We start from the raw sequence: 22105 nt of genomic DNA, 5'->3' as shown, positions 1-22105 counted from the left end.
GCGTACTCCGGCCGCCCGCCGGCGGCAGCTTGTGGCGCGAAGCGGTGTCAGCGCCGCACGGCTGCGGCGGGGGCGAGGAGGCGCCCCTCGGCGTAGGTGAGCGCCGCGTCGGGAAGGGCTCCGGTTCTGCCGCTGTGCAGCACGGTGAGGGTACCGGTGGGTGCGGCGCCGGGCTGCGGGCGACCGCCCGCGCGGCGCAGCGCCTGGGCGCAGACGGCGACCGCCGAACCCTGCAGGGCCGGTCCGTCCGTGCCGGGACCGCCGAGGGCCTCCCGGATGCGTGCGCCGACCAGCTCGTAGTGGGTGCAGCCGAGGACGACGGTCTCCACGCCAGGGGGTGTGCGCTCCGCCGCGGCCGCGACAGCCGCGGAGATCGCCTCCTCGTCACCGCTCTCGATCGCCTCGGCGAGGCCGTGGCAGGGCACCCCGGCGATGTCGGCGCCGTTCGCGAACTCCTCGATGAGCCGCTGCTGGTAGGGGCTCCCGGTGGTGGCCGGAGTGGCCCAGATGGCGACCTGTCCGCCGGTGTCCGCCGCGGCCGCCGCGGCGGGTTTGACGGCGGGGACGGTGCCGATGACCGGCAGCGCGGGCTCCAGCTCGGCGCGGAGGGCGGGCAGCGCGTGCACGGAGGCGGTGTTGCAGGCGACGATCAGCGCCTCGGGCTCGTAGGCGGCGGCCGACCGTGCGCACAGCAGGGCCCGCTCGGTGATCCCGTCCGCGTCGCGCGGACCCCAGGGCATGCCGTCCGGGTCCAGGGAGAGGATCAGGTCCGCGTCGGGGCGTGCGCGACGCACCGCCGCCGCTGCCGCGAGCAGGCCGATACCGGAATCCATCAGGGCGATCTTCACGTGGAGCAACTGTAATCGATCGGCCATGCGGGTCCGGCTCGTCCTGCTGCTCGCGGCGGCGGGTGTGCGGCAGACTGCGGCTCGATGAGCGCCCTCACCTGGTTCACGATCGTTCCGCTCGCCTCGCTGGCCGCCTGGGGGTGGCTGCTGCTGGGGCAGGGCTTCTTCTGGCGTACCGATGTGCGGATGCCCGCGGCGGACGAGGAGGAGCCCCGCGTGTGGCCCTCCGTCGCCGTCGTCGTACCCGCACGCGACGAGGCCGAGGTGCTGCCGGTGACTCTGCCGTCGCTGCTGGCCCAGGAGTACCCGGGACGGGCGGAGGTCCTGCTGGTGGACGACGGCTCCACGGACGGTACGGGCGAGCTGGCCCGCGCCCTCGCCGAACGTGCCCCCGGCGCCCTGCCGTTGCGCGTGCTGTCCCCGGGAGCACCGGAACCGGGCTGGACCGGCAAGCTGTGGGCCGTACGGTGCGGCATCACGCACGCGCTCGCCGGCACCGACGCCCCCGGCGGCTTCGACAGCGCCCCGCACGGCGGCACCGGAGGGACGGCGGTCGGCACGGTCAGCACAGTCGGCTCCGACTCCGATGCGGGTCCCGGTGCCGATACCGGGACCACCACCGGGACCGGTCCCCGCTCCGGCCAGGCTCCGGACTTCCTGCTGCTGACGGACGCCGACATCGTGCACACGCCCGACTCGCTGCGCCGGCTGGTGCGCGGAGCGCTCGCCCAGCGGCTCGACCTGGTCTCGCAGATGGCACGGCTGCGGGTGCGAACCGGCTGGGAACGGTTGATCGTGCCCGCGTTCGTGTACTTCTTCGGGCAGTTGTATCCGTTCCGCTGGGTCAACAAGCCCACCGCGCGCACCGCGGCGGCGGCGGGCGGCTGTGCGCTGCTGCGGACCGAGGCGGCCGTACGGGCGGGGGTGCCCGACAGCATCAAGGACGCCGTCATCGACGACGTGACGCTCGGCCGCGCCGTCAAACGGACCGGGGGCCGCATCTGGCTCGGGCTGGCGGACGGGGTGGCCAGTGTGCGCCCGTACGTGGGGCTGGGACCGCTGTGGCGGATGGTGTCGCGCAGCGCCTACGCGCAGTTGCTGAACAGCCCTGTGCTGCTCGCCGGTACCGTACTGGGGCTCGCGCTCGTGTACCTGGTACCGCCGGTGTGCGCGTGCGCGGGCTCGCCGGTGGGCGGTGCGGCGTGGCTGGTGATGACGCTGTCGTACGTGCCGATGCTGCGCTACTACGGCCAGCCGCTGTGGCTGGCGCCCCTGCTGCCGGTGACGGCGGCGCTCTACCTGGCCATGACCGTCGACTCGGCGCTCCAGCACCACCGGGGCCGGGGCGCCGCCTGGAAGGGTCGCACCTACCCGTGAACGCTGCGGGCCCCGGTACCCGCCGCTCGCCTCAGCTGCGCACCGGCGTCATTTGCGGCCCGGCGTCCACTGCATGCCCCAGCCGTACTCCTGGTCGACGGTGCGCTGCGGGCTCACCCCGCGCTGAGGCACGAGGTAGCGGGCCTCACGATGCACCATCAGCTCGCCGCTCTCGTTGCTGATCAGCGCGAGGGCGCACACCGTGGAGGGGGTGGTGCACTCGTCGAGGGAGAAGTCGACGGGTGCGCCGTGCTGCGGCTGGAGGGTGACGGTGGCGTGCAGGCCGGCGAAACTGCGGGCGCCCTCGTAGATGGTGACGAAGATGAGAACGCGCCGCAGCTCGGCCGCGTGGTCCAGGTTGATGGTCAGGTTCTCACCGGTCTCCACGGCTCCGGTGCGGTCGTCGCCGTCGAGGTGGATGTAGGGCGGCCGGCCGAGCGAGCCGAAGGAGTTGCCGAGCGCCTGGACGACGCCCTTGCGCCCGTCGGTCAGCTCGTAGAGGGCACACAGGTCCAGGTCGGGTCCGGTCAGGGCGCCCATGGCCTTGCTCAGCCGCCCGGCCAGCCCTCTGGGCTGCTGGGCCTGGGTCGTCCAGTTGAGGTTGACCCGCATGGCGCCCGAAGTGCCGCCCTGCTTGGTGAGGGAGACCGACGGCGCCTCCTTCGTGAGCGTCACCTTGCTCAGCCGTACGGGCGCGGAGGGCTGGGCGGGCGGTGCCGCCTGGGTGGCCGACGGGGCCACAGGCGCCGACGGTGCCACAGGAGCGGAGGAGGCGGGCGGCGCGGAGGGCGCCGGAGGCGGAGAAGGTGCCGGTGGTGCGGACGGGGCCGGCGGGGCGTCGGCGGCCGGTCCGGGTACCGAGGGGGCCGGGACGTCGGGTGCCTTGGGCGCGCCCGGGCCCTGCGGCAGATCCGGTGCCTGGATGCCGGGCGGGCCGGGCACATGCGGGGTCGGGGCGCTGTGCGGGTGCACGGGGACGTTGCTGCCGGGCGGCGAGGGGTGCGGGCCGGCTGGGGACTGCTCGTCCACGCTGATGCCGAAGTCGGTGGCCAGCCCGGCGAGGCCGCTGTCGTATCCCTGGCCGACCGCGCGGAACTTCCAGCCGCCCTGCCGGCGGTAGAACTCCCCCAGCAGGTAGGCCGTCTCCCCGGAGGCGTCGGCGGGGTCGAAGCGTGCGACCTCGGCCGCCGCCCCGGCGGCGCCGCCCTCACCGCCCCGGTCGGCGTCGCCGTCCCACAGCCGTACGTACAGACCCGGTACCTGCCCGAAGGTGCCCCCGTCCGCGGAGGCGGCGATGACGATGCGGTCGACCTCCGGCTCGACGTGAGCGAGGTCGACGGCCAGTGCGTCGGTGCAGGCGGAGCCCAGCGGGTTCTTGCCCTCGTGCCGGACGGCCGAGGAGGGGTGGCGCGGCTGGTTGTAGAAGACGAAGTCCGCGTCGGAGCGGACCTTGCCGTACGGGTCGAGCAGCAGCGCCGACGCGTCGACATCCGGCACGAGCGGGCCCGACGACCACCCCAGTTCGACCCGCACCGCCGCTGCGGACACCGGGACATTGGTCCCCTTGCGCATCGTCATGGCCACATCCCCCTGAGACTCGGTGGACCCGCGTTCCGGTCCCACCCAACCTATTGCACGCGGCCCCGCATGCCGAACCCCCTCACGGTCTCTCGCCCTGCCGTACGACCGGAGCGACCACGGTGCGGGGCGGACGCGAACACCTTGCGGGGGCACGGGCGTTCTGCGGCATTGCCGGTGGGCTTATGCTTCTGTCAGCTTCTCCTCCTATTCTCCTTTTGCGCGCCCGCGCTGCGGAACGGGTGGGAGCAGGTCGCCCCGCTCTGCCTGACCGGGCGTCACCACGGTCGGCATGCGGGACGTTCCACCCTGGTCGAGTCCGCCCGCGCGGACCCTTCGCGCGGTGGTCGCGGCGGGGCGGAAACCCGGCTCCTGCCTGCTGAGATGCGGCGGAGGCGGGCGTTCCTCGTGTACCTCTCTAGTGCCGATGCGGATTGTGGGCTTACCTTATGAGCATGACCTCCCCCCGCAGCTCTTACAGCGGCGGCTACTACGCTGCATCGTCCTACCCCGAGACGCCGATCTACGACATGCTCGTCGCCGAGCGGGGCACACCGCAGATCGCGCCCATCCGGGTGCCGTCGGCCTATGACACGGGAGGTGCGGGGAGCGCCCTCGCGGCGCTGCCCCCCGCGCTGCCTTCGGGGCCCGACCCCCGGCAGTCGCAGATGCCGCAGCCCGCGCCGATGCAGCAGGCGCCCACCCCCTCGCCGGGGTACGGCTATCCGGGGCCCGGCCCGCAGCAGCCGGTACCGCAGGCCGTACCGCAGCAGGCGGCGCCCGCACCGATGCGGCAGCAGCCGATGCGGCAGGCGCCCGCAGCCCTGCCGCCGGGCGGCGGCGCGAGCGCGCCGGGCGGCCCGGTGCCGCTCCAGCACACGCCCGCACCGCACATCCCGCAGCAGGCACCGCCGCGCGGTTACGGCTACCCGGGGCCGGGGGGCCCGGCGCAGCCGCAGGCACCGATGCAGCAGATGCCGCAGCAGCCGCAGGCCCAGCAGGTCCAGGTGCAGCAGTACCAGCAGCAGGGGATGCACAGTCAGGCGACGCAGTACATGCGCCCGGTGGCCCCGCGTCCGGCGGCGCCGCGCCAGATGCCGGGCCAGCACGAGGACCCGTACGGCGGGCATCAGTACGGCGGCCGCGGCTACTGAGCCCGCCGCACAACCGCCCGTAGACGTGGTGAGGGCGCCGCCGTTGGGGAGACGGCGGCGCCCTCACGTGCGGTGGACGGGCTCTGCGGGGCGGCTCAGGTGTGCAGCAGCCGTGACCTGATCAAGAAGCGCACCCCTTCGGGGGCTTCCAGGGAGAAGCCGCTGCCCCTGCCCGGGACGACGTCGACGGTCAGGTGGGTGTGGCTCCACAGCGCGAACTGACTGGCCGACATCCAGAACGGCACGGGCTCAGGCACCCCCTCGATCTCCAGCTCGCCCAGCAGCACGTCGGAGTCCCCGGTGCGGAACTCCCCCCTCTCGTAGCACATCGGGCTGCTCCCGTCGCAGCAGCCGCCGGACTGGTGGAACATCAGCGGGCCGTGCCGTTCCGTGAGGGAGCGCAGCAGTTCGGCGGCCGCGGGGGTCACCGCGACGCGTTCCGCGTCCTCCTCCGGCGCGTCCTGAGTGCCCATCAGAACATTCCGAGCTTTTTGGCGTCGTAGCTGACCAGCAGGTTCTTCGTCTGCTGGTAGTGCTCCAGCATCATCCGGTGGTTCTCGCGCCCGATGCCGGACTGCTTGTAGCCGCCGAACGCGGCGTGTGCCGGGTACTGGTGGTAGCAGTTGGTCCACACCCGTCCGGCCTGGATGGCGCGGCCCGCACGGTAGGCGCGGGAGCCGTCGCGGGTCCACACACCGGCGCCGAGCCCGTAGAGGGTGTCGTTGGCGATGCCGATCGCGTCGTCGAAGTCGTCGAACCCGGTGACGGAGACGACCGGGCCGAAGATCTCCTCCTGGAAGACGCGCATGTCGTTGCTGCCTTCCAGGACGGTGGGGCGCACGTAGTAGCCGCCTTCCAGCTCGCCGCCGAGCTCCGCCCGGGAGCCTCCCGTCAGGATCCGAGCGCCCTCCTGGCGGCCGATGTCGAGGTAGGAGAGGATCTTCTCCAGCTGGTCGTTGGAGGCCTGCGCGCCGACCATGGTCGTGGTGTCCAACGGGTGCCCCTGCACGAGGGCTTCGGTGCGCTGCACGCCCGCGTCGAGGAAGGCCCGGTAGTGGCTGCGCTGGATGAGGGCGCGCGAGGGACAGGTGCACACCTCGCCCTGGTTGAGGGCGAACATGGCGAAACCTTCGAGGGCCTTGTCGTAGAAGTCGTCCGCGTCGTCCGAGACGTCCTCGAAGAAGATGTTGGGGCTCTTGCCGCCCAGCTCCAGGGTCACCGGCTTGAGGTTCTCCGAGGCGTACTGCATGATCAGCCGGCCCGTGGTCGTCTCACCGGTGAACGCCACCTTCGCCACGCGCGCGTTGCTCGCCAGCGGCTTGCCCGCCTCGGCGCCGAAACCGTTGACGATGTTGACGACGCCGGGCGGGACGAGGTCGGCCACCAGGCTCATCCAGTAGTGCAGGGAGACAGGCGTCTGTTCGGCGGGCTTGAGGACGACGGCGTTGCCCGCGGCCAGCGCCGGTGCCAGCTTCCATGCCGCCATCAGGATCGGGAAGTTCCACGGGATGATCTGCCCGACCACGCCGAGTGGCTCGTGGAAGTGGTAGGCGACGGTGTCCTCGTCGAGCTGCGAGAGGGAGCCCTCCTGGGCGCGGATCGCCGCCGCGAAGTAACGGAAGTGGTCGATGGCCAGCGGGATGTCGGCGGCGAGCGTCTCACGGACCGGCTTGCCGTTCTCCCAGCTCTCGGCGACCGCCAGCTCCTCCAGGTGGGCTTCCATGCGCTGGGCGATCTGGTTGAGCACCTGCGCCCGCTCGGCGGGTGAGGTGCGCCCCCAGGCCGGTGCGGCCTCGTGGGCGGCGTCGATGGCTCGCTCGACGTCCTCGGCGGTGCCGCGTGCGACCTCGGTGAAGGTCTGCCCGGTGATCGGAGTCGGGTTCTCGAAGTAGCCGCCCTGCTTGGGTGCGACGTAACTGCCGCCGATCCAGTGGTCGTAACGCGACTGGTAGCTCATCAGCGCGTCGTCGGTTCCGGGCGCGGAGTAGCGGCTCATGCGGTACCTCCCTGTGCCGGCCGGCTGCCATCGGCGGCCGGCCACCGGTGCGGATCCACCGCCCCTCGACGGGTGCGGTGCCGGGAGGCTAGTTCCCGCAACGTTGCGGGGACGTTGCGTCCCGCCCGCGGCTACCGGAGCCCGTAGGCGGTGCGGAGTTCACGGATGCGGGCGGCCGTGCGCGGTCCGGGCGCCAGGCGGTGCAGGGCCTCCCAGACCTCCAGGTCCTCGTCGGCGCCGGCCGTGCACAGCCAGCTCTCCAACAGGCGGGGGTCGGTGGCGGCGAGCAGATGGCGGCGCAGCCGGTTGTCCAGCAAACGGCGCAGCCGTACCACTCCGGGTGCCTCGGATGCGGGCAGCAGCGGCCCGGGGTAGGCGTCGAGAGCCGTGCCCGGATCGTCGGCGGCGAGCGCCTCGGCGACCGTGTCGAAGTCGGTGCGCGGACGGTGCCGCAGCCGGTAGGGGCGGGAGGCCAGCAGCGGGCCGAGCAGGTGCCGCAGCCGGGACAGTTCGGCCCGCAGGGTGACGGGGTTGACGTCGCGGTCCCCGTACAGCTCCGCGGCGAGCGTTTCGCCGGTCAGCCCGTCGGGGTGGGCCGCGAGCAGCAGCAGGATCTCGCTGTGCCGCCGTCCCAGCCGCAAGGGTCCGGCTGCCGGGGAGTGGAGCACGGCCTCGTCGCGGCCCAGGACGGTGAGCAGGTGGCTGTCGGGCGGCGTGCCGCTGCCCGGCTGCGGCCCCGCTTCGGCCAGCCGTGCCTCGGCGGCGCGGGCGGTCGCCTGGACCAGGGCGAGGCTGTGCGGGGAGGCCAGGTGGTCACCGCCGGTGAGATCGACGGCGCCCACGACGCGGCCGGTGCGGGGATCGCGCACCGGGGCGGCGGCGCACGTCCAGGTCTGGACGGGGCGGCAGTAGTGCTCCGCGGCGAAGATCTGTACGGCGTGGCCGACCGCCAGCGCGGTGCCCGGGGCGTTGGTGCCGCTGGCGCGCTCGGCCCACTGGGCGCCGGGCACGAAGTTCATCCGTTCGGCCCGGCGCAGCACCTGCGGGTGGCCCTCGACCCAGAGCATGGTGCCGCGCTCGTCGCAGACGGACAGCAGGTGGGCGCCGTCGTCGGCGATGGTGCCCAGCAGCTCGCGGAAGAGCGGCATCGCGCGGGAGAGGGGGTGCCGCTCGCGGCGGTGGGCGAGCCCGGTGTCGTCGAGCATCTCCATGCCCGCCACCCGCTCCGGGGCCACCCGGGCCCCGGCGCAGCGGCGCCAGGACTCGGCCACCACGTCGCGTACGGGCGCGGCGACGGTGCCGCCCGTCAGGAACGTCTCGTGGGCACGGCGCAACTGCCCCGCCCGCTGGGCCGGATCCGCTCCCGCTTCGAGCGCCAGCCATGGATTGCGCACCCCGTCATCGTGCAGCGGACGGCGCCGGTGGGCAACGCCCCGGACGCCGTCTTCCGGGCGCATCGGAGCACCGCCCGGATCCCGGGGCTCTCCCGTGTCCCGCGTGCCACCCCTGTGCCCGACAGGTCTCCGGTCGTGCCCGGAATGCCTACGGCTGTCCGTGCCGCCTGGAGCCGGGGTGCCTCCCGTGGCACGGAAGGCGGTCCGTGGCACGAGAGACCACCCGTGGTGCCAGGCCGCACCCCCAATGGGCGGGGTCTCGGGGTGTCGGATGCGGATCGCCCTGGTACCCATGCGGCATGCCGGAACACGAGCCCCTCACCGACCCCGAGGCCGACGGGCTGGACGCGCACTGGCGCGCCCTCAACTACCTGTCCGCCTGCCAGCTTTACCTGCGCGCCAACCCGCTGCTGCGCGAGCCGCTGCGTCCCGAGCAGATCAAGCCGCGGCTGCTCGGCCACTGGGGCACCTGCCCCGGGCTGACGCTGCTCTACACGCATCTCAACCGGCTCATCCGCCTCCGGGGGCGGCGCACGCTCGCCGTGTGGGGGCCGGGGCACGGGGCCGCGGCCGTGCTGTCGGGCGCCTGGCTGGAGGGCACCTACAGCCAACTGCGGCCGGACGTCCCCCGGGATGCCGAGGGCATGCTGCGGCTCTTCGAGGAGTTCTCGCAGCCGGGCGGGGTGCCCAGCCATACGGCACCGAGCGTGCCGGGATCGATCCAGGAGGGCGGTGAGCTGGGCTACGCGCTGTCACACGCCTACGGTGCCGCCTTCGACAACCCGGACCTGCTGGTGTGCGCGGTGATCGGGGACGGCGAGGCGGAGACGGGGCCGCTGGCCGCCTCCTGGCACGCGAACACGTTCCTGGACCCGGTGCACGACGGCGCAGTGCTCCCGGTGCTGCATCTGAACGGGTACAAGATCGCCAACCCGACGGTGCTCGCCCGGCTGCCCGAGGAGCAACTCGATGCGCTGATGCGCGGCTACGGCTACGACCCGCTGTTCGTCACCGCGGAGGAGGACACACCACCGGCTGCGGCCCACCGTGCGCTGGCGGGAGCGCTGGAGGAGGCGCTGGCCAGGATCGACGCCCTCCAGCGCGCGGCCCGCGCGGAGGGGCCGGACGCCGAGGCCCCGGTGCGTTGGCCGATGCTGGTGCTGCGGACCCCCAAGGGCTGGTCGGGGCCGCGGGAGCGGGACGGGCAGCCGGTGGAGGGCACCTGGCGGGCGCACCAGGTGCCGCTGCCCGGCGTACGGGACGACCCGGAGCAGCTGCGGCAGCTGGACCAGTGGCTGCGCTCCTACCGCCCCGAAGAACTGTTCGACGAGCAGGGGCGGCCGCGCCCGCACGTGCTGGAGTGGGTACCCGAAGGCGATCTGCGGCTGGGTTCGGTCCCGCAGGCCAACGGCGGCCGGCTGCTGCGGCAACTGCCACTGCCCGGACTGGACTCCCTTGCCGTCCCGGTGGAGCGCCCCGGCGCCACCTCGCACGAACCGACGCGGGTGCTGGGCTCGTTCCTGCGGGGCCTGCTGGAGGCCACCGCGGAGCGGCGCGACTTCCGCCTGTTCGGGCCGGACGAGACGGACTCCAACCACCTGGGGGCGGTCTTCGAGACCACCGAGCGCGGTTGGCAGGCCGAGCTGCTGCCCACCGATCAGGACCTGGGGCGGCACGGCCGAGTGCTGGAGGTCCTCTCCGAGCACCTGTGCCAGGGCTGGCTCGAAGGGTATGTCCTCACCGGCAGGAACGGCATGTTCGCCTCGTACGAGGCGTTCACCAATCTGGTCTCCAGTATGGCGTCGCAGCACGTGAAGTGGGTGCACAGCGCCCGCGAGGTCCCCTGGCGGCGCCCGATCGCCTCCCTCAACTACCTGCTCACCTCGCACGCATGGCGGCAGGACCACAACGGGTTCTCGCACCAGGATCCGGGCTTCATCGACCATGTGCTCAACAAGAGCCCGGAGGTGGTGCGGGTCTATCTGCCCCCGGACACCAACACGCTGCTGTGCGTCACCGACCACGCGCTGCGGACCCGCGACACGGTGAACGTGGTGGTCGCGGGCAAACACGCCTGTTTCGACTGGCTGGACCTGGAGCAGGCCCGCGACCACTGCGCCCGCGGCGTGGGGGTCTGGGAGTGGGCCGGGACGGAGCGCGGCGGCACGGGTCCTGACGTGGTGCTGGCGTGCGCGGGCGACATCCCCACCCAGGAGACGCTGGCGGCTGCCTCACTGCTGTGCGAGTGGCTGCCGGACGTGGCGGTGCGGGTGGTGAACGTGGTCGACATGGCGCGGCTGATGCGCCACCGCGACCACCCGCACGGCATGGCCGACACCGAGTTCGACGCCGTCTTCACCCGGGACCGCCCCGTCGTCTTCGCCTACCACGGCTACCCGTGGCTGGTGCACCGACTGGTCTACGGGCGCGCGGTGCACCCGCAGTTGGCGGTGCGGGGCTACCGCGAGTCCGGCTCGACCACGACACCGTTCGACATGGTGGTGCGCAACGGCATGGACCGCTACCACCTGGTGATGGACGTGGTCGACCGGACGGAGGGGCTGGGCGCGCGGGCCGCGACCGTACGGCAGCGGGCGGCCGACATGCGGGAGCGGCACCACCGCTGGATCCGCGCGCACGGCACCGACATGCCGGAGGTCACCGACTGGCGCTGGCCCGGCCGGTGACCCCCGGTGCGGTGGGGGGCGAGAGCGACGACGCTCCCCACCACGCTGTTCTCACACCTCGACGTCCTCCAGGATGCCGAGCGCGTCCGGCACCAGCACGGCCGCGGAGAAGTAGGCGCTGACGAGGTAGGAGACCAGTGCCCGGTCGTCGATGCCCATGAAACGGACGTTGAGCGAGGGCTGGATCTCGTCGGGCAGGCCGGTCTGGTGCAGCCCGATGACACCCTGGTCCTCCAGGCCGGTACGCATCGCCAGCACCGAGGTGGTGCCGTCCTCGCGGACCGGGATCTTGTCGCACGGCAGCAGCGGGATGCCCCGCCAGGCGCGTGTCCTGCGGCCCTCCACCACCACCTGGTCGGGGTGGATGCCGTGCCTGCTGCACTCGCGGCCGATCGCGGCGATCGCCCTGGGGTGCGCCAGGATGTAGCGGGTCTTGCGGCGGCGGGCGATCAGCTCGTCCAGGTCCGCGGGCGTCGGCGGTCCGCTGCGCGTGTGGATGCGCTGGCTGAGGTCGGCGTTGTGCAGCAGCCCGAACTCGCGGCTGTTGACAAGCTCGTGCTCCTGGCGCTCCCGCAGCGCCTCCACGGTGAGCCGGAGCTGCTCCTGGACCTGGTTCATCGGGTCGTTGTAGAGGTCGGCGACCCGGCTGTGCACCCTGAGCACCGTCTGCGCCACCGAGAGCTCGTACTCGCGGGGGCTCAGCTCGTAGTCGACGAACGTGCCGGGCAGCAGATGTTCCCCCGCGTGGCCGGAGGACAGGGCGATGTCGGCCTCGCCTCGCCGGTTGTGGGGCGGCACCGCGCGGGAGAGCACCTCGTCGAGGTGGGTGCGCAGCGGGGGCGAGGCGTCGGCGGTCTCCTGGAAGCTGCTGCGGTCCAGCGCCAGGACGATGCAGCGGGTGCGGGCGCGCAGCGTGTGCTCCCAGGTCCCGGGCTCCGGGGTGAGGACCTGGTCGCCGGCGTGGTCGCCGTCGGCCAGCACACCGAGGTCGACCTCGTCGTCGTAGCGCCCGGCGGCGTGCCTGCCCACTCGCCCGTGCGCGATGACCAGCAGCTCCTCGACGGGCGCGCCGCGGGTGGTGAGGGCGGCTCCCGGTTCGTACTCGCGCTGGGTGAAGCGGTCGGCAAGGGCACGCAGGGCCCCTTCGTCCTCAAGACCGCGCAGCAGGCGGATCTCCCGCAGCTCGGACGGGATGACGCTCACCTCGGCCCCGGTGCTCACGAACTCGATGCGGCCGTCCCCCAGGGTGTGGGTGAGGCGCCGGTTGACACGGTAGGTACCGCCGGTGGTCTCGGTCCAGGGCAGGACGCGCAGCAGCCAGCGCGGGGAGATCCCCTGCATCTGCGGGGGCGTCTTGGTCGTGCCGGCGAGGTTGCGTGCGGCCGCCGTGCCGAGGCTGGAGGGAGTGTGCTGCTGGGTCTCTTCGGGGTGCGTCGTCATCTGTCCCCAGTTCCTGGAGTTCCTGCTGCCGTCATTCCGTGGTCCGCGGGCGCCGGGTCGGCGGCCGGCATCAGTGGCCGATCTCGACGTCCTCCAGCACTCCGAGCGCGTCGGGGACCAGCACGGCGGCCGAGTAGTAGGCGCTCACCAGGTAGGACATGACGGCCTTGTCGTCGATGCCCATGAAGCGGACCGAGAGGCTGGGGCTGTACTCGTCGGGGATTCCGGTCTGATGCAGCCCGACGACGCCCTGGGCCTTCTCGCCGGTGCGCATCGCGAGGACGGACGTGGTGCCCTGCGGGCTGACCGGGATCTTGTTGCAGGGCAGGATCGGGACGCCCCGCCAGGCCGGTACGGAGTGGCCCTCGTAGTCGACGGACTGCGGGTAGATGCCCTGCGCGCTGGCCTCGCGGCCGATGGCGGCGATCGCCTTGGGGTGCGCCAGGATGACGCTGGGATCCTTCCAGACGGTCGCCAGCAGCTCGTCGAGGTCGTCGGGGGTGGGTGGGCCGCTGCGGGTGTGGACGCGCTGCTTCATGTCCGCGTTGTGCAGCAGGCCGACGCCCCTGTGGTTGATCAGTTCGTGCTCCTGGCGCTCCCGCAGCGCCTCCACGGTGAGCCGGAGCTGCTCCTCCATCTGGTTCATCGGGTGGTTGTAGAGGTCGGCGACGCGGGTGTGCACCCGCAGCACGGTCTGGGCGACCTCCAGGTCGTACTCGCGCGGCTTGAGGTCGTAGTCGACGAAGGTGCCCGGCAGCGTGTGCTCACCGACGTGTCCGGAGGCCAGCTCGATGGCGGACTCGCCGTTCTCGGTGCGCTGCGAGGGGATCAGGGAGCGCGAGGACGCCAGGTGGGAGCGGAGCGAATCGGAGTCGGCCAGCACCGCGTCGAAGGCGCTGCGCTCCAGTGTGAGGACGGTGCCGCTGGTCAGCGAGGTGAGGGTGTGGTCCCAGGTGCCGGTCTCGCCGGTCAGCCGGTCGTCGCCGACGAACTCGCCGTCCGCGAGGACTCCCTGGGTGCTCTCCCCGTCGTAGCGCCCGCGGGTGGACTTGCGCAGCTTGCCGTGCGCGATCAGCACCAGTCGGTCGGCGGGCCCGCCCTCCTGGACGATCACTTCCCCGGGGCCGAAGTCGCGCTGCCGGCAGCGGGCGGCGAGGGTCTCCAGGGTCTCGCGGTCGTCGTAGCCGCGCAGCGGGGGGAGCTCGGACAGCTCCAGCGGGATCACCCGCACCTCGGAACCGGTGGAGACGAACTCCACGCGGCCGTCCCCGAGGGTGTGGCTGAGCCGCCGGTTGACCCGGAAGGTGCCGCCGGTGACCTGCACCCAGGGCAGGACCCTCAGCAGCCACCGGGACGTGATGCCCTGCATCTGCGGGGGAGTCTTCGTGGTGGTCGCGAGATTCCGTGCGGCTGCCGTGGCGAGGCTCTGCTGCGCCTGCTCCGCGCTCTCGCTCCCGGAATTCCGTTCCGCCGCAGTCGTCATCCGACACCGCCAATCTCAGTGATCATCTGGTATTTCACGCGCTGCGGCCATGAAGCTAGGTGAGCCGCCTGACCTGCGGCAATCACTCAAAAGAGGCGCTTGATCGTCGAATGTCCGCCATTCTCCTGGGGTATTGCGCGATACCCGGCCAGGAGAGCAGCACCGAGGGTGACGGCATTCACGGCATTCCGGCCCAACCGTCACGCTCGGCACACCCCGGACGGGTCGCCGCGGCCGGCCCGCTCCGCAAACTCACCAGGACGTGCGGAGGTGTCCGGGGGCGCGTGGACAGCCGTTCCGCGCCCGCTGTCCGCCAGGGGGTGATCGCTCAGTAAACTCGGCGGACCACGAGGGGAACGGACCAGCTCGCCCGCCACGAAGGGAGCACGAAGCGAGTGGGCCACCGACCGACCACGACGGGCCGTCCCGACCAGACGGCCGCGCGGCACCGGCTTCGGTGACGTGCCGGTCAGGCACCGGCCATTCGGGGCCTTCCGGGCCTTCTCGTGGACGTACCGCTCGCGTCAAGGTACATAACGGACGGCGAGAAGGGGGTGAGCGGTGGTGCGGACGATCCTGGGTCTGTGGCGCTGGCGCGGCAACGCGCTGTGCCGCCGTACCGACCGCCGTGAGGCCTGGCTTTCCCTGTGGGCCGCCTGCCTGATGGTCGTGGGGGTCCCGCTGGCGGGCTGGGCCGCGCAGGACATCGCCCACGGGATGATGGTGCGCACCGCCCACGAGCAGCACCAGGACCGGCAGCGCACCTGGGCCACTGTCCAGCACGTCACCGTCCGGCCCCCGTTGGACTCGGAGACGGAGACCGCGGCCGGACGGCAGCCGAACCGCCATCAGGTGGTCGCCCGCTGGACGAGCCCGGACGGCTCGCCCAGGGCGGGCTCGTTCGTGCTGCGCAGACCCGTGCGTCCCGGCAGCCGCTTCCCCGTGTGGACGGGCCGGGACGGCCGTCCGACCTCACGCCCCATGAGCCTGCGCAGCGCCGAGTCCTACGCCCTCCTCGCGGGGCTGGCCGCCGCCGCGTTCACCACCGTGCTCCTGGAGACGGGGCGGCGGTTCGCCCTGCGGCTGGCGCTGCGACGCCGGTACGCGCGCTGGGACGAGGAGTGGGGGCGCATCGGCCCCGACTGGGGCCGCGCCGGCAGCAGCAGTTGACCCCTGCGTGCGGCAGCGGTCGCCCCCCCCGGGGCGGAAGCAGTTGAGCCGTACGGCCGGGATCGGTGGTTCCGGCCGGTCGGGGAAACGTGCCGGAAGTGTGTGTGAACCGGCCACTGACCCGGACCCGTCAACCTGGAGCAGCGGCGCACGCTACGGTGGTGCGACCAGCACGGACGGCGCGCGCGGCGTCCGGTGCGAGGGCAACGCATCTTGGCACACACGAGGTTGGGGCACAGCACTCCATGGCACAGGGCTCGGTCCAGGTGACGCACAGCGGCACGTCGCGGTGGCGGCGACGCACGGGCGAGTACGCGTCGTTGTCCGCGGCACTGGAGGCGGCCGGCGACGGCGACGTCCTCACGGTGGCGCCCGGCACCTACCGCGAGAACCTGGTCGTCGACCACATGGTGACCCTGCGAGGGCCCGAGCGGTCGGGCGGCGGCCCGGTCCGCATCGCTCCCGCGGACGGAGTGGCACTGACCGTACGGTCCGCCGCGCTCGTCCAGGACCTTCAGATCGAGGGCCAGGACTCGGCCGTACCCGCAGTGCTGGTCGAGGAGGCGGCACCCGAGCTGACCGGGCTGCGGGTGATGACCCGCTCCGCCGCCGGTATCGAGGTGCGCGGCGGCGCCCGGCCCACCGTGCGGCGCTGCACCGTGGACAACCCGGCGGGGCTGGGGCTGAGCATCATCGGTGGGGCGAGCGGCAGTTACGAGGAGTGCGAGGTGGTGGCCGCCGGCCAGTCCGGGGTGCTGGTGCGGGACGGTGCCAGGCCCCGGCTCGCCCACTGCCGGGTGCACCTCGCCTCCGGTGCGGGCATCTCCCTGCAGGGCGAGGGCAGCACGCTGGAGGCGGTCGGCTGCGAGGTGTACGAGATCAAGGGCAGCGGCCTGCGGGTGGCCTCCCGCGCCAGCGGCCACTTCACCGACTGCCGGGTGCACCGCACCTCCACGGACGGCGTCACCCTGGACACCGACGCGGTGCTCACCCTGGCCGACTGCGACATCCACGACATCCCCGAGAACGCCATCGACCTGCGCTCCCGGTCGGTGCTGACACTGACCCGCTCCACGGTGCGCCGTTTCGGCCGCAACGGCCTGTCGGTGTGGGACCCGGGCACCCGCGCGGACGCCAACGGCTGCGAGATACACGAGAGCACCGGCGACTACCCGGCCGTGTGGATCAGCGACGGTGCCACCGCCGTGCTGGACACCTGCCGGGTGCACACGGTGCCCGATGCGCTGTTCGTCCTCGACCGGGGCTCGCGTGCCGACGTCCTCGACAGCGACCTCTCCCAGGTGCGCGGCACCGCGGTCTCCGTCAGCGACGGGGCTGTCGTCCAGCTCGACGACTCGCGCATCAGCAAGGCGGGCACCGGCGCCTGGTTCCGCGACCACGGCAGCGGCGGGGTGCTGGGGGGCTGCACCATCGACGAGACGGCGACCGGCGTGATCGTCACCAAGGGCGCCGATCCCACGGTCGAGCGGTGCACGGTGAGCGGCGCCGCCGAGGCGGGCTTCTACGTGTCGGCCGAAGGGCGGGGCACCTTCCACAACTGCCGGGTGACCGGCTCGCGCGGCTACGGCTTCCACGTCATCGACGGCTGCCGCAGCACGCTGCGCCGCTGCCGTACGGAGCGCTGCGGGCGCGGAGGTTACGAGTTCGCCGAGGAGGGTCCCACCGTCGAGGACTGCACCAGCGACGAGAGCGCGGCTCCCGTCGCGGCGCTGCCCGCACCGGCCGCGGGCCCCGCCTCCTCCCCCACCGACGGTTCCGCGGGGCTGTTGACCGCGCGGGTCACCGTGCCCCGCCAGCGCACGGCCGCCGGCCCGGGCACGGAGGCCGCGCCCGCCGGCGAGGCCGCCCTCCCGGCGGACGGGTCAAAGGTGGAGTCCCGCCCCTCGAAGGAGGTGCTGGGCGAACTCGACGCGCTGGTCGGGCTGGAGAGCGTCAAGCGTGAGGTGCGCGCGCTGACCGACATGATCGAGGTCGGCCGCAGGCGGCAGGCGGCCGGGCTCAAGGCCGCCTCCGTACGCCGGCATCTGGTCTTCACCGGGTCGCCGGGTACCGGCAAGACCACCGTGGCCCGGCTCTACGGGGAGATCCTGCACTCCCTCGGCGTGCTGCGGCGCGGCCACCTGGTGGAGGTCTCCCGCGTCGATCTGGTGGGCGAGCACATCGGCTCGACCGCGATCCGCACCCAGGAGGCGTTCGAACGGGCCAAGGGCGGCGTCCTGTTCATCGACGAGGCGTACGCCCTCGCTCCGCAGGACGCGGGCCGCGACTTCGGCCGGGAGGCCATCGACACGCTCGTGAAGCTGATGGAGGACCACCGCGACGACGCGGTCGTCATCGCCGCGGGCTACACCGCCGAGATGGAGCGCTTCCTGGCTGCCAACCCGGGCGTGGCCTCCCGTTTCTCGCGCACCATCGCCTTCGGTGACTACACGCCCGAGGAGCTGCTGCTGATCGTCGAGCAGCAGGCGGACGAGCACGAGTACGACCTGGGCGAGGGTGCCCGGCAGGCGCTGCTGGGCTACTTCGCGCGGCTCCCCAAGGGCCCCTCGTTCGGCAACGGGCGTGCCGCGCGCCAGACGTTCGAGGCGATGGTCGAGCGGCACGCGGGCCGGGTCGCGCAGGTACCCGACCCGAGCACCGAGGACCTGACCCTCCTCTACCCGGGAGACCTGCCCGGCTCCCCCTGAGCCCGCGGGGGCTTCACCTCCCCGTCGGCCTGCGGGGCGTCCGTCCCCGCGTCCGTCTGCGGGTGCGCAGGTGGGCCGGGATCCTTGTCCGGCTGGCGCGGTACGCCGGGGTGGGCGTACGCGTTCCCGACCGGCTTCCGGGTCCCCGGGGAGCGTTCGCTGAGGCGGGCGAGCAGCCCGGCGCGCTCCTGTGCGAAGGCCGGGTCGGCCTGGTATTCGCTGTGGGCGAGGATCGGCTCGGGCAAGGGCTGCTGCCGGGTACGGCCGTAGGCCAGGGGGTCGAGCAGCGGGCCGCGGTCGACGCCCCGGCACTCCTGCGGCGGCCGGGCCTCGGGCGTACCGGCCCGCCGGGGCCGCACGGGACCGCCGATCGGGTCGGTGAGCCGCCACAGGTTGCGCCAGCACTCCACGTCGCCGTGGAGCTCGCCCAGGCAGCGCGGCCCGAAGTAGGCGGGGAACCAACGCCCGTACAGCCGCTCCAGGGGAGAGCCGTAGGTGAGCAGCGCGATCTGCCGCCGGGTGCCGGGGTCGAGCTGCCAGACAGCGGCAGCCGCCAGGACGCTGCCCTGTGAGTGCCCCGAGATCACCAGCCGGCGCTCGTCGTGGCGGTCCGTCCACAGGGCCATCCGCCAGGCCAGGTCGGGCACGGCACGCTCCGCGTAGCAGGGCGGCGCGAAGGGGTGGGCGCAGCGCGGCCAGAAGGTGCCCACGTCCCACAGGATGCCGACGGTGCGGCGCGCCGAGGCGTCCTTGTAGGCGCGGCGCCCCCAGGCGAGCAGCAGGACGACACCGAACCCGATCAGCCAGGAGCCGAGGGCCTGCACGGTGTCGGCGAACCCCGCGACGACGGCGGGAGCGCCGTCGGTCGCCTCGCCGGGCACCTGGCCGGTCGTCAGGGTGCCGAGGACGGCGGCGCCGCCGAGGACGAGGGTGGTCACGGCGACGGTGGCGGCGAGCCAGGGCGCCTCGTCGGTGAGGCCGGCCCGTGCGACGGCGGCGGCGATCCGCCGGGAGCGGGAGGCGTCGGGCACGCAGTCGGGGTAGCCGGCGGTCACCTCGTCGGTGAGCCGCCGCGCGTCGCGCCACACGCGGTAGGCGAACCAGCAGCCGAGCAGCAGGACGAGGCCGAGCAGGACGGGGATGGTCGAGGCCTGCCAGGTGAGGACGGTGGGCGGCCCGCCGATGTGGCCTCCTCCCTCCCCCGGGGTGCCGGGCCCGTCCAGCCAGTCGCCCACCCGTTGCGAGACGCCGCCGGACAGCAGACCGCCCAGCGCGCAGGCGAGCATCGCGACGGCGGCCGAGGCCAGCCCGGCCAGCGCGGTGCGGGGGACGCGCGTGGTGCGGTGCAGCCGCAGGCCCAGCAGGCCGAGGGCGACGACGAGAGCTCCTTGGAGCACCGCGAGGAAACCGAAGGTCTCGTCGCCCGGGAGGGCGGAGCCGGCGGAGGTCCAGCCGGGGCGGCTCCAGGCGCTGTACACCACGGCGAGCAGCAGAACCCCCACGGACGCGCCGGGCAGCGCCCGCACCGCGAGGCTGTCGACGCGGTCGTCGGGTTCGCCTTCCTTGCGGCCCCTGCGGGCGACGACGAACAGCACGCACGCGGCCCCCGCGACCAGCAGGCCCGCCAGGAGCCAGCCCACCGCGTCCAGTACCGCACTGCCGCCGGGTCCGCGGTCGTACCGGGTGGCGGCGTACGTCGGCGCGGCGGCGACCGTGAGGAACCCGGCGGCGGTGTGCGCGGCGCGCAGCCGGGCCACGAGCCGCTTGCCGTACCAGAAGCCGGGCAGCGACAGCGGTGGCCGGCCGTCGGCGGCGGGGGTGTCCTCGGGGACGGTGTGCTCCAGCGGTGGCTGGGACTCGTAGGCGCTCCAGGTGCGGTGGGAGAGCCACCACAGCAGCACCGTGACGGCCGTCGGCAGGACGGCGGCGAGGGCGAGCCGGCGTCCCGGCAGGCTCCACCAGCCGCCGTGGCCGGACGGGTCAGGCGTCATGAAGGCGAGCCAGGAGCGGTCCCCCGTGCACCGGACGCTGCCCGCGCACTGCCAGGCCACCAGGTCGAGCGCCACCTCGCAGGCGGCAGCGACGAGCAGCACGGTCAGCGAGAGCGCGATCAGCCGGACCAGCAGGCCGTGCAGCCGCACGGTGGTGCGGCGCCCCTCGGCGGCCGGCCGGGTCCAGTGGGCCAGGTTGACCACCATGAACGGCAGCAGCATCAGCCACAGGGCGCGGGCGCCGTTGCCGGAGGTGAGGTTGGACCAGCAGTACGCCTCCTGCACGGGTTTGCCGGCGTAGTCCTGCGGATGTGCTTCGGCGTTCTTGTCCTCGGTGCGGCGGTGGACTGCTGCGGTGCAGTCCCCTGTGATGCGCACGGTGCGCGGGTCGCCGAGCATCTCGCCCGGTGTCGTTCCCCCGACCCCGTGGACCAGCAGTTCGAGTGAGAGACCGGGCGCGTTCCCGGCCGCGTCGACGGAGGGCCGGCCCGTCGCCGCGTTCGTGTGTGCGGACGGCACTGTGATTCCCCCGGACGGTCAGTCGGCGAGGCGCGGTGTGCGCCCAGCACAGCATCACCGCCGGGCGGTCCCGTGTGCCACCCCCTCACGGGTGAAGGTGAGGTGTGCGGGGGCGGATCGGGCCACAAGCGTGCCCGCCGCTCACATGGGAGGATGGCCCCGCCGACGGCCTCCCCCACGGTTCGAACGGCGTCACGAGGGAGCGACGGAGCGAACGGAGACAGGACAGTGAGCGAGAACCAGAACCTCCTCGCCGAGCAGCGGCGTGCGCTGATTCTGGAGGAGGTACGGCGCCGGGGTGGGGCGCGGGTCAACGAGCTGACCCGGAAGCTGTCGGTCTCCGACATGACGGTGCGGCGTGACCTGGACGCGCTGGCCCGTCAGGGCGCTCTGGAGAAGGTGCACGGCGGTGCCGTGCCGGTCGCCGAGGCGAGCACCCACGAGCCGGGGTTCGAGGCGAAGTCCTCGCTGGAGCTGAGCGCGAAGGAGGACATCGCGCGCGCGGCGGCCACCATGGCCCAGCCGGGCAGCGCGATCGCGCTGTCGGGGGGTACGACGACGTTCGCGCTGGCCCGCCACCTGCTGGACGTGCCCAACCTGACGGTGGTGACCAACTCGGTGCGCGTCGCGGACGTCTTCCACGCCGCGCAGCGGTCGGCGGGCACCGGTACGGGGAGCCGGCCGGGCGCCGCGGCAGTGGTGCTGACGGGTGGCGTGCGTACGCCGTCGGACTCGTTGGTGGGCTCGGTGGCGGACGCGGCGATCCGCTCGCTCCACTTCGACGCGCTGTTCCTGGGGGTGCACGGCATATCCGTGGAGGCCGGGCTCTCCACGCCGAACCTTGCGGAGGCCGAGACGAACCGGCAGTTCGTCGGCTCCGCACGGCGGGTCATCGTGGTCGCGGACCACACGAAGTGGGGCACGGTGGGCCTGAGTTCGTTCGCCTCACTGGACCAGGTGGACACCCTGGTCACGGACGGCGGGCTGGGGCCCGAGGCGCGGGCGGAGATCCAGGAGAGGCTCCCGGAACTGGTGGTGGCCGGTGAGCAGGAGCCCGGCGAGGAGCCGGGAGAGCTCCAGGGCGCGTAGCGCGAGCGTCCACGGGCCGGACGGCGTCCGGCGCCGGCCCGCCCGCCCGTCCTCGGCGGCGAAGCCCCGGGAGGATTGCGGGTGCGGGGCCTGCGGGTGCCCACCGCGCCCGTGGTGGCTGTGGCTAGTGTGGAGGGGCTCCGCGCGTCCGTTCGCTCACTGGGGGTCGTCCGTATGGCTGCTCGTCACTTGCGTTCCGTGGAACTCGACTTCGCCGACACGGCGCCGTTGCGGCTCTCCTTCGTGGCGGACGTGGGGGCGCCGGTCGAGGCGGTGTACGCGGCGCTGGCCGAGGACGCGGAGGGCTGGCCGTCCTGGTTCACGGCCGTGACCGAAGTGAGGCCGGCCGGCGGCGGTGCCGGGCGGCACGTCCGGCTCAGGGGCGGCGGCTTCTTCGAGGAGACCGTCATGGCCACGCGGCCCGGGGAGCGGTACACCTACCGCATCGACCGCACCAACGCACCCGGTGTACGGGCCCTGATGGAGGACTGGAACCTGCTGCCCTCCCCCGCAGGCGGCACCCGGGTGCGCTGGACGATGGCGGTGGACGGTTCCCCGCTCGTACGCGCGGCGATGCTGCTGGGGAAGCCCGGTGTCAGGGCCTCGTTCCGGGACGCCATGCGGAATCTGGAACGCCGGCTGCGCGGATGAAGACCCGCGCAGCATCCGTT

15 protein-coding genes are annotated in these 22105 nt (G+C 73.3%); 7 read left to right on the top strand and 8 right to left on the bottom strand.

Annotated features, from left to right (window positions below; translation table 11 throughout):
- Positions 1-47: 47 nt before the first annotated feature.
- Positions 48-848 (bottom strand): aspartate/glutamate racemase family protein, encoded by an 801-nt coding sequence (locus H297_RS0132795; RefSeq protein WP_027740486.1) that lies wholly within the window; start codon positions 846-848, stop codon positions 48-50.
- A gap of 84 nt (positions 849-932) precedes the next feature.
- Between H297_RS0132795 and H297_RS0132790 the strand changes: the two genes are divergently transcribed.
- Positions 933-2225, top strand: a complete 1293-nt coding sequence (locus H297_RS0132790; RefSeq protein ID WP_037795915.1) for a glycosyltransferase — start codon at positions 933-935, stop codon at positions 2223-2225.
- 48 nt (positions 2226-2273) lie between these two features.
- Here the strand turns inward: H297_RS0132790 and H297_RS0132785 are convergent, their stop codons facing one another.
- The gene (locus H297_RS0132785; protein WP_027740484.1) at positions 2274-3803 is read right to left on the bottom strand and encodes a TerD family protein; all 1530 of its coding nucleotides are present in this window, start codon (positions 3801-3803) and stop codon (positions 2274-2276) included.
- Between the two features lie 455 nt (positions 3804-4258).
- Between H297_RS0132785 and H297_RS0132780 the strand changes: the two genes are divergently transcribed.
- Positions 4259-4957, top strand: coding sequence for a DUF6643 family protein (locus tag H297_RS0132780; RefSeq protein WP_027740483.1), 699 nt, complete (start codon positions 4259-4261; stop codon positions 4955-4957).
- Between the two features lie 95 nt (positions 4958-5052).
- Here the strand turns inward: H297_RS0132780 and H297_RS0132775 are convergent, their stop codons facing one another.
- The 3 genes from H297_RS0132775 to H297_RS0132765 all read right to left on the bottom strand — a co-directional run bounded on the left by H297_RS0132775 (position 5053) and on the right by H297_RS0132765 (position 8347).
- A complete protein-coding gene (locus tag H297_RS0132775; protein WP_027740482.1) occupies positions 5053-5430 on the bottom strand; it encodes a DUF779 domain-containing protein in 378 nt (125 codons plus the stop codon).
- The gene (gene exaC / locus H297_RS0132770) at positions 5430-6953 is read right to left on the bottom strand and encodes an acetaldehyde dehydrogenase ExaC (RefSeq protein WP_027740481.1); all 1524 of its coding nucleotides are present in this window, start codon (positions 6951-6953) and stop codon (positions 5430-5432) included. Before exaC ends, H297_RS0132775 begins: the two co-directional genes overlap by 1 nt.
- Before the next feature lie 131 nt (positions 6954-7084).
- Positions 7085-8347, bottom strand: a complete 1263-nt coding sequence (locus H297_RS0132765) for a helix-turn-helix domain-containing protein (protein ID WP_027740480.1) — start codon at positions 8345-8347, stop codon at positions 7085-7087.
- A gap of 299 nt (positions 8348-8646) precedes the next feature.
- Here H297_RS0132765 and H297_RS0132760 point away from each other — a divergent pair, with 299 nt between their 5' ends.
- Positions 8647-11034: a phosphoketolase family protein gene (locus H297_RS0132760; RefSeq protein WP_027740479.1), complete on the top strand. Its 2388-nt coding sequence runs from the start codon at positions 8647-8649 to the stop codon at positions 11032-11034.
- Positions 11035-11085: 51 nt separating this feature from the next.
- Here H297_RS0132760 and H297_RS0132755 read toward each other — a convergent pair whose 3' ends face one another.
- Both H297_RS0132755 and H297_RS0132750 read right to left on the bottom strand, forming a co-directional pair.
- Entirely contained in the window at positions 11086-12474 is a 1389-nt protein-coding gene (locus H297_RS0132755) for a family 2B encapsulin nanocompartment shell protein (RefSeq protein WP_027740478.1), read from the bottom strand.
- Between the two features lie 70 nt (positions 12475-12544).
- Positions 12545-13957 (bottom strand): family 2B encapsulin nanocompartment shell protein, encoded by a 1413-nt coding sequence (locus tag H297_RS0132750; protein ID WP_027740477.1) that lies wholly within the window; start codon positions 13955-13957, stop codon positions 12545-12547.
- Between the two features lie 561 nt (positions 13958-14518).
- Between H297_RS0132750 and H297_RS0132745 the strand changes: the two genes are divergently transcribed.
- Positions 14519-15127 carry an Rv1733c family protein gene (locus tag H297_RS0132745; protein ID WP_037795914.1) on the top strand — a complete coding sequence of 203 codons (609 nt, stop codon included), beginning with the start codon at positions 14519-14521 and terminating at the stop codon, positions 15125-15127.
- A gap of 245 nt (positions 15128-15372) precedes the next feature.
- The gene (locus tag H297_RS0132740) at positions 15373-17835 is read left to right on the top strand and encodes a right-handed parallel beta-helix repeat-containing protein (protein WP_027740475.1); all 2463 of its coding nucleotides are present in this window, start codon (positions 15373-15375) and stop codon (positions 17833-17835) included.
- Here H297_RS0132740 and H297_RS39855 read toward each other — a convergent pair.
- Positions 17805-20345, bottom strand: a complete 2541-nt coding sequence (locus H297_RS39855) for a hypothetical protein (RefSeq protein WP_051352389.1) — start codon at positions 20343-20345, stop codon at positions 17805-17807. The genes H297_RS0132740 and H297_RS39855 overlap by 31 nt on opposite strands.
- 228 nt (positions 20346-20573) lie before the next feature.
- Between H297_RS39855 and H297_RS0132730 the strand changes: the two genes are divergently transcribed.
- The gene (locus H297_RS0132730; RefSeq protein ID WP_027740474.1) at positions 20574-21434 is read left to right on the top strand and encodes a DeoR/GlpR family DNA-binding transcription regulator; all 861 of its coding nucleotides are present in this window, start codon (positions 20574-20576) and stop codon (positions 21432-21434) included.
- 174 nt (positions 21435-21608) lie between these two features.
- Entirely contained in the window at positions 21609-22085 is a 477-nt protein-coding gene (locus tag H297_RS0132725) for an SRPBCC family protein (protein WP_199787303.1), read from the top strand.
- The last annotated feature ends 20 nt before the right edge of the window (positions 22086-22105 follow it).

Source organism: Streptomyces sp. CNT360, from assembly GCF_000424785.1.
Note: the sequence above shows the minus strand (reverse complement) of the source record. Positions and strands in the feature narration are given on the sequence as shown.

What these genes read in the sequence shown, in the direction of transcription:
- H297_RS0132790 (WP_037795915.1), top strand. Translation starts at nt 933, where the DNA reads ATGAGCGCCCTCACCTGGTTCACGATCGTTCCGCTCGCCTCGCTGGCC.
- H297_RS0132785 (WP_027740484.1), bottom strand. Translation starts at nt 3,803, where the DNA reads ATGACGATGCGCAAGGGGACCAATGTCCCGGTGTCCGCAGCGGCGGTG.
- H297_RS0132780 (WP_027740483.1), top strand. Translation starts at nt 4,259, where the DNA reads ATGACCTCCCCCCGCAGCTCTTACAGCGGCGGCTACTACGCTGCATCG.
- H297_RS0132775 (WP_027740482.1), bottom strand. Translation starts at nt 5,430, where the DNA reads ATGGGCACTCAGGACGCGCCGGAGGAGGACGCGGAACGCGTCGCGGTG.
- exaC (WP_027740481.1), bottom strand. Translation starts at nt 6,953, where the DNA reads ATGAGCCGCTACTCCGCGCCCGGAACCGACGACGCGCTGATGAGCTAC.
- H297_RS0132760 (WP_027740479.1), top strand. Translation starts at nt 8,647, where the DNA reads ATGCCGGAACACGAGCCCCTCACCGACCCCGAGGCCGACGGGCTGGAC.
- H297_RS0132755 (WP_027740478.1), bottom strand. Translation starts at nt 12,474, where the DNA reads ATGACGACGCACCCCGAAGAGACCCAGCAGCACACTCCCTCCAGCCTC.
- H297_RS0132750 (WP_027740477.1), bottom strand. Translation starts at nt 13,957, where the DNA reads ATGACGACTGCGGCGGAACGGAATTCCGGGAGCGAGAGCGCGGAGCAG.
- H297_RS0132740 (WP_027740475.1), top strand. Translation starts at nt 15,373, where the DNA reads ATGGCACAGGGCTCGGTCCAGGTGACGCACAGCGGCACGTCGCGGTGG.
- H297_RS0132725 (WP_199787303.1), top strand. Translation starts at nt 21,609, where the DNA reads ATGGCTGCTCGTCACTTGCGTTCCGTGGAACTCGACTTCGCCGACACG.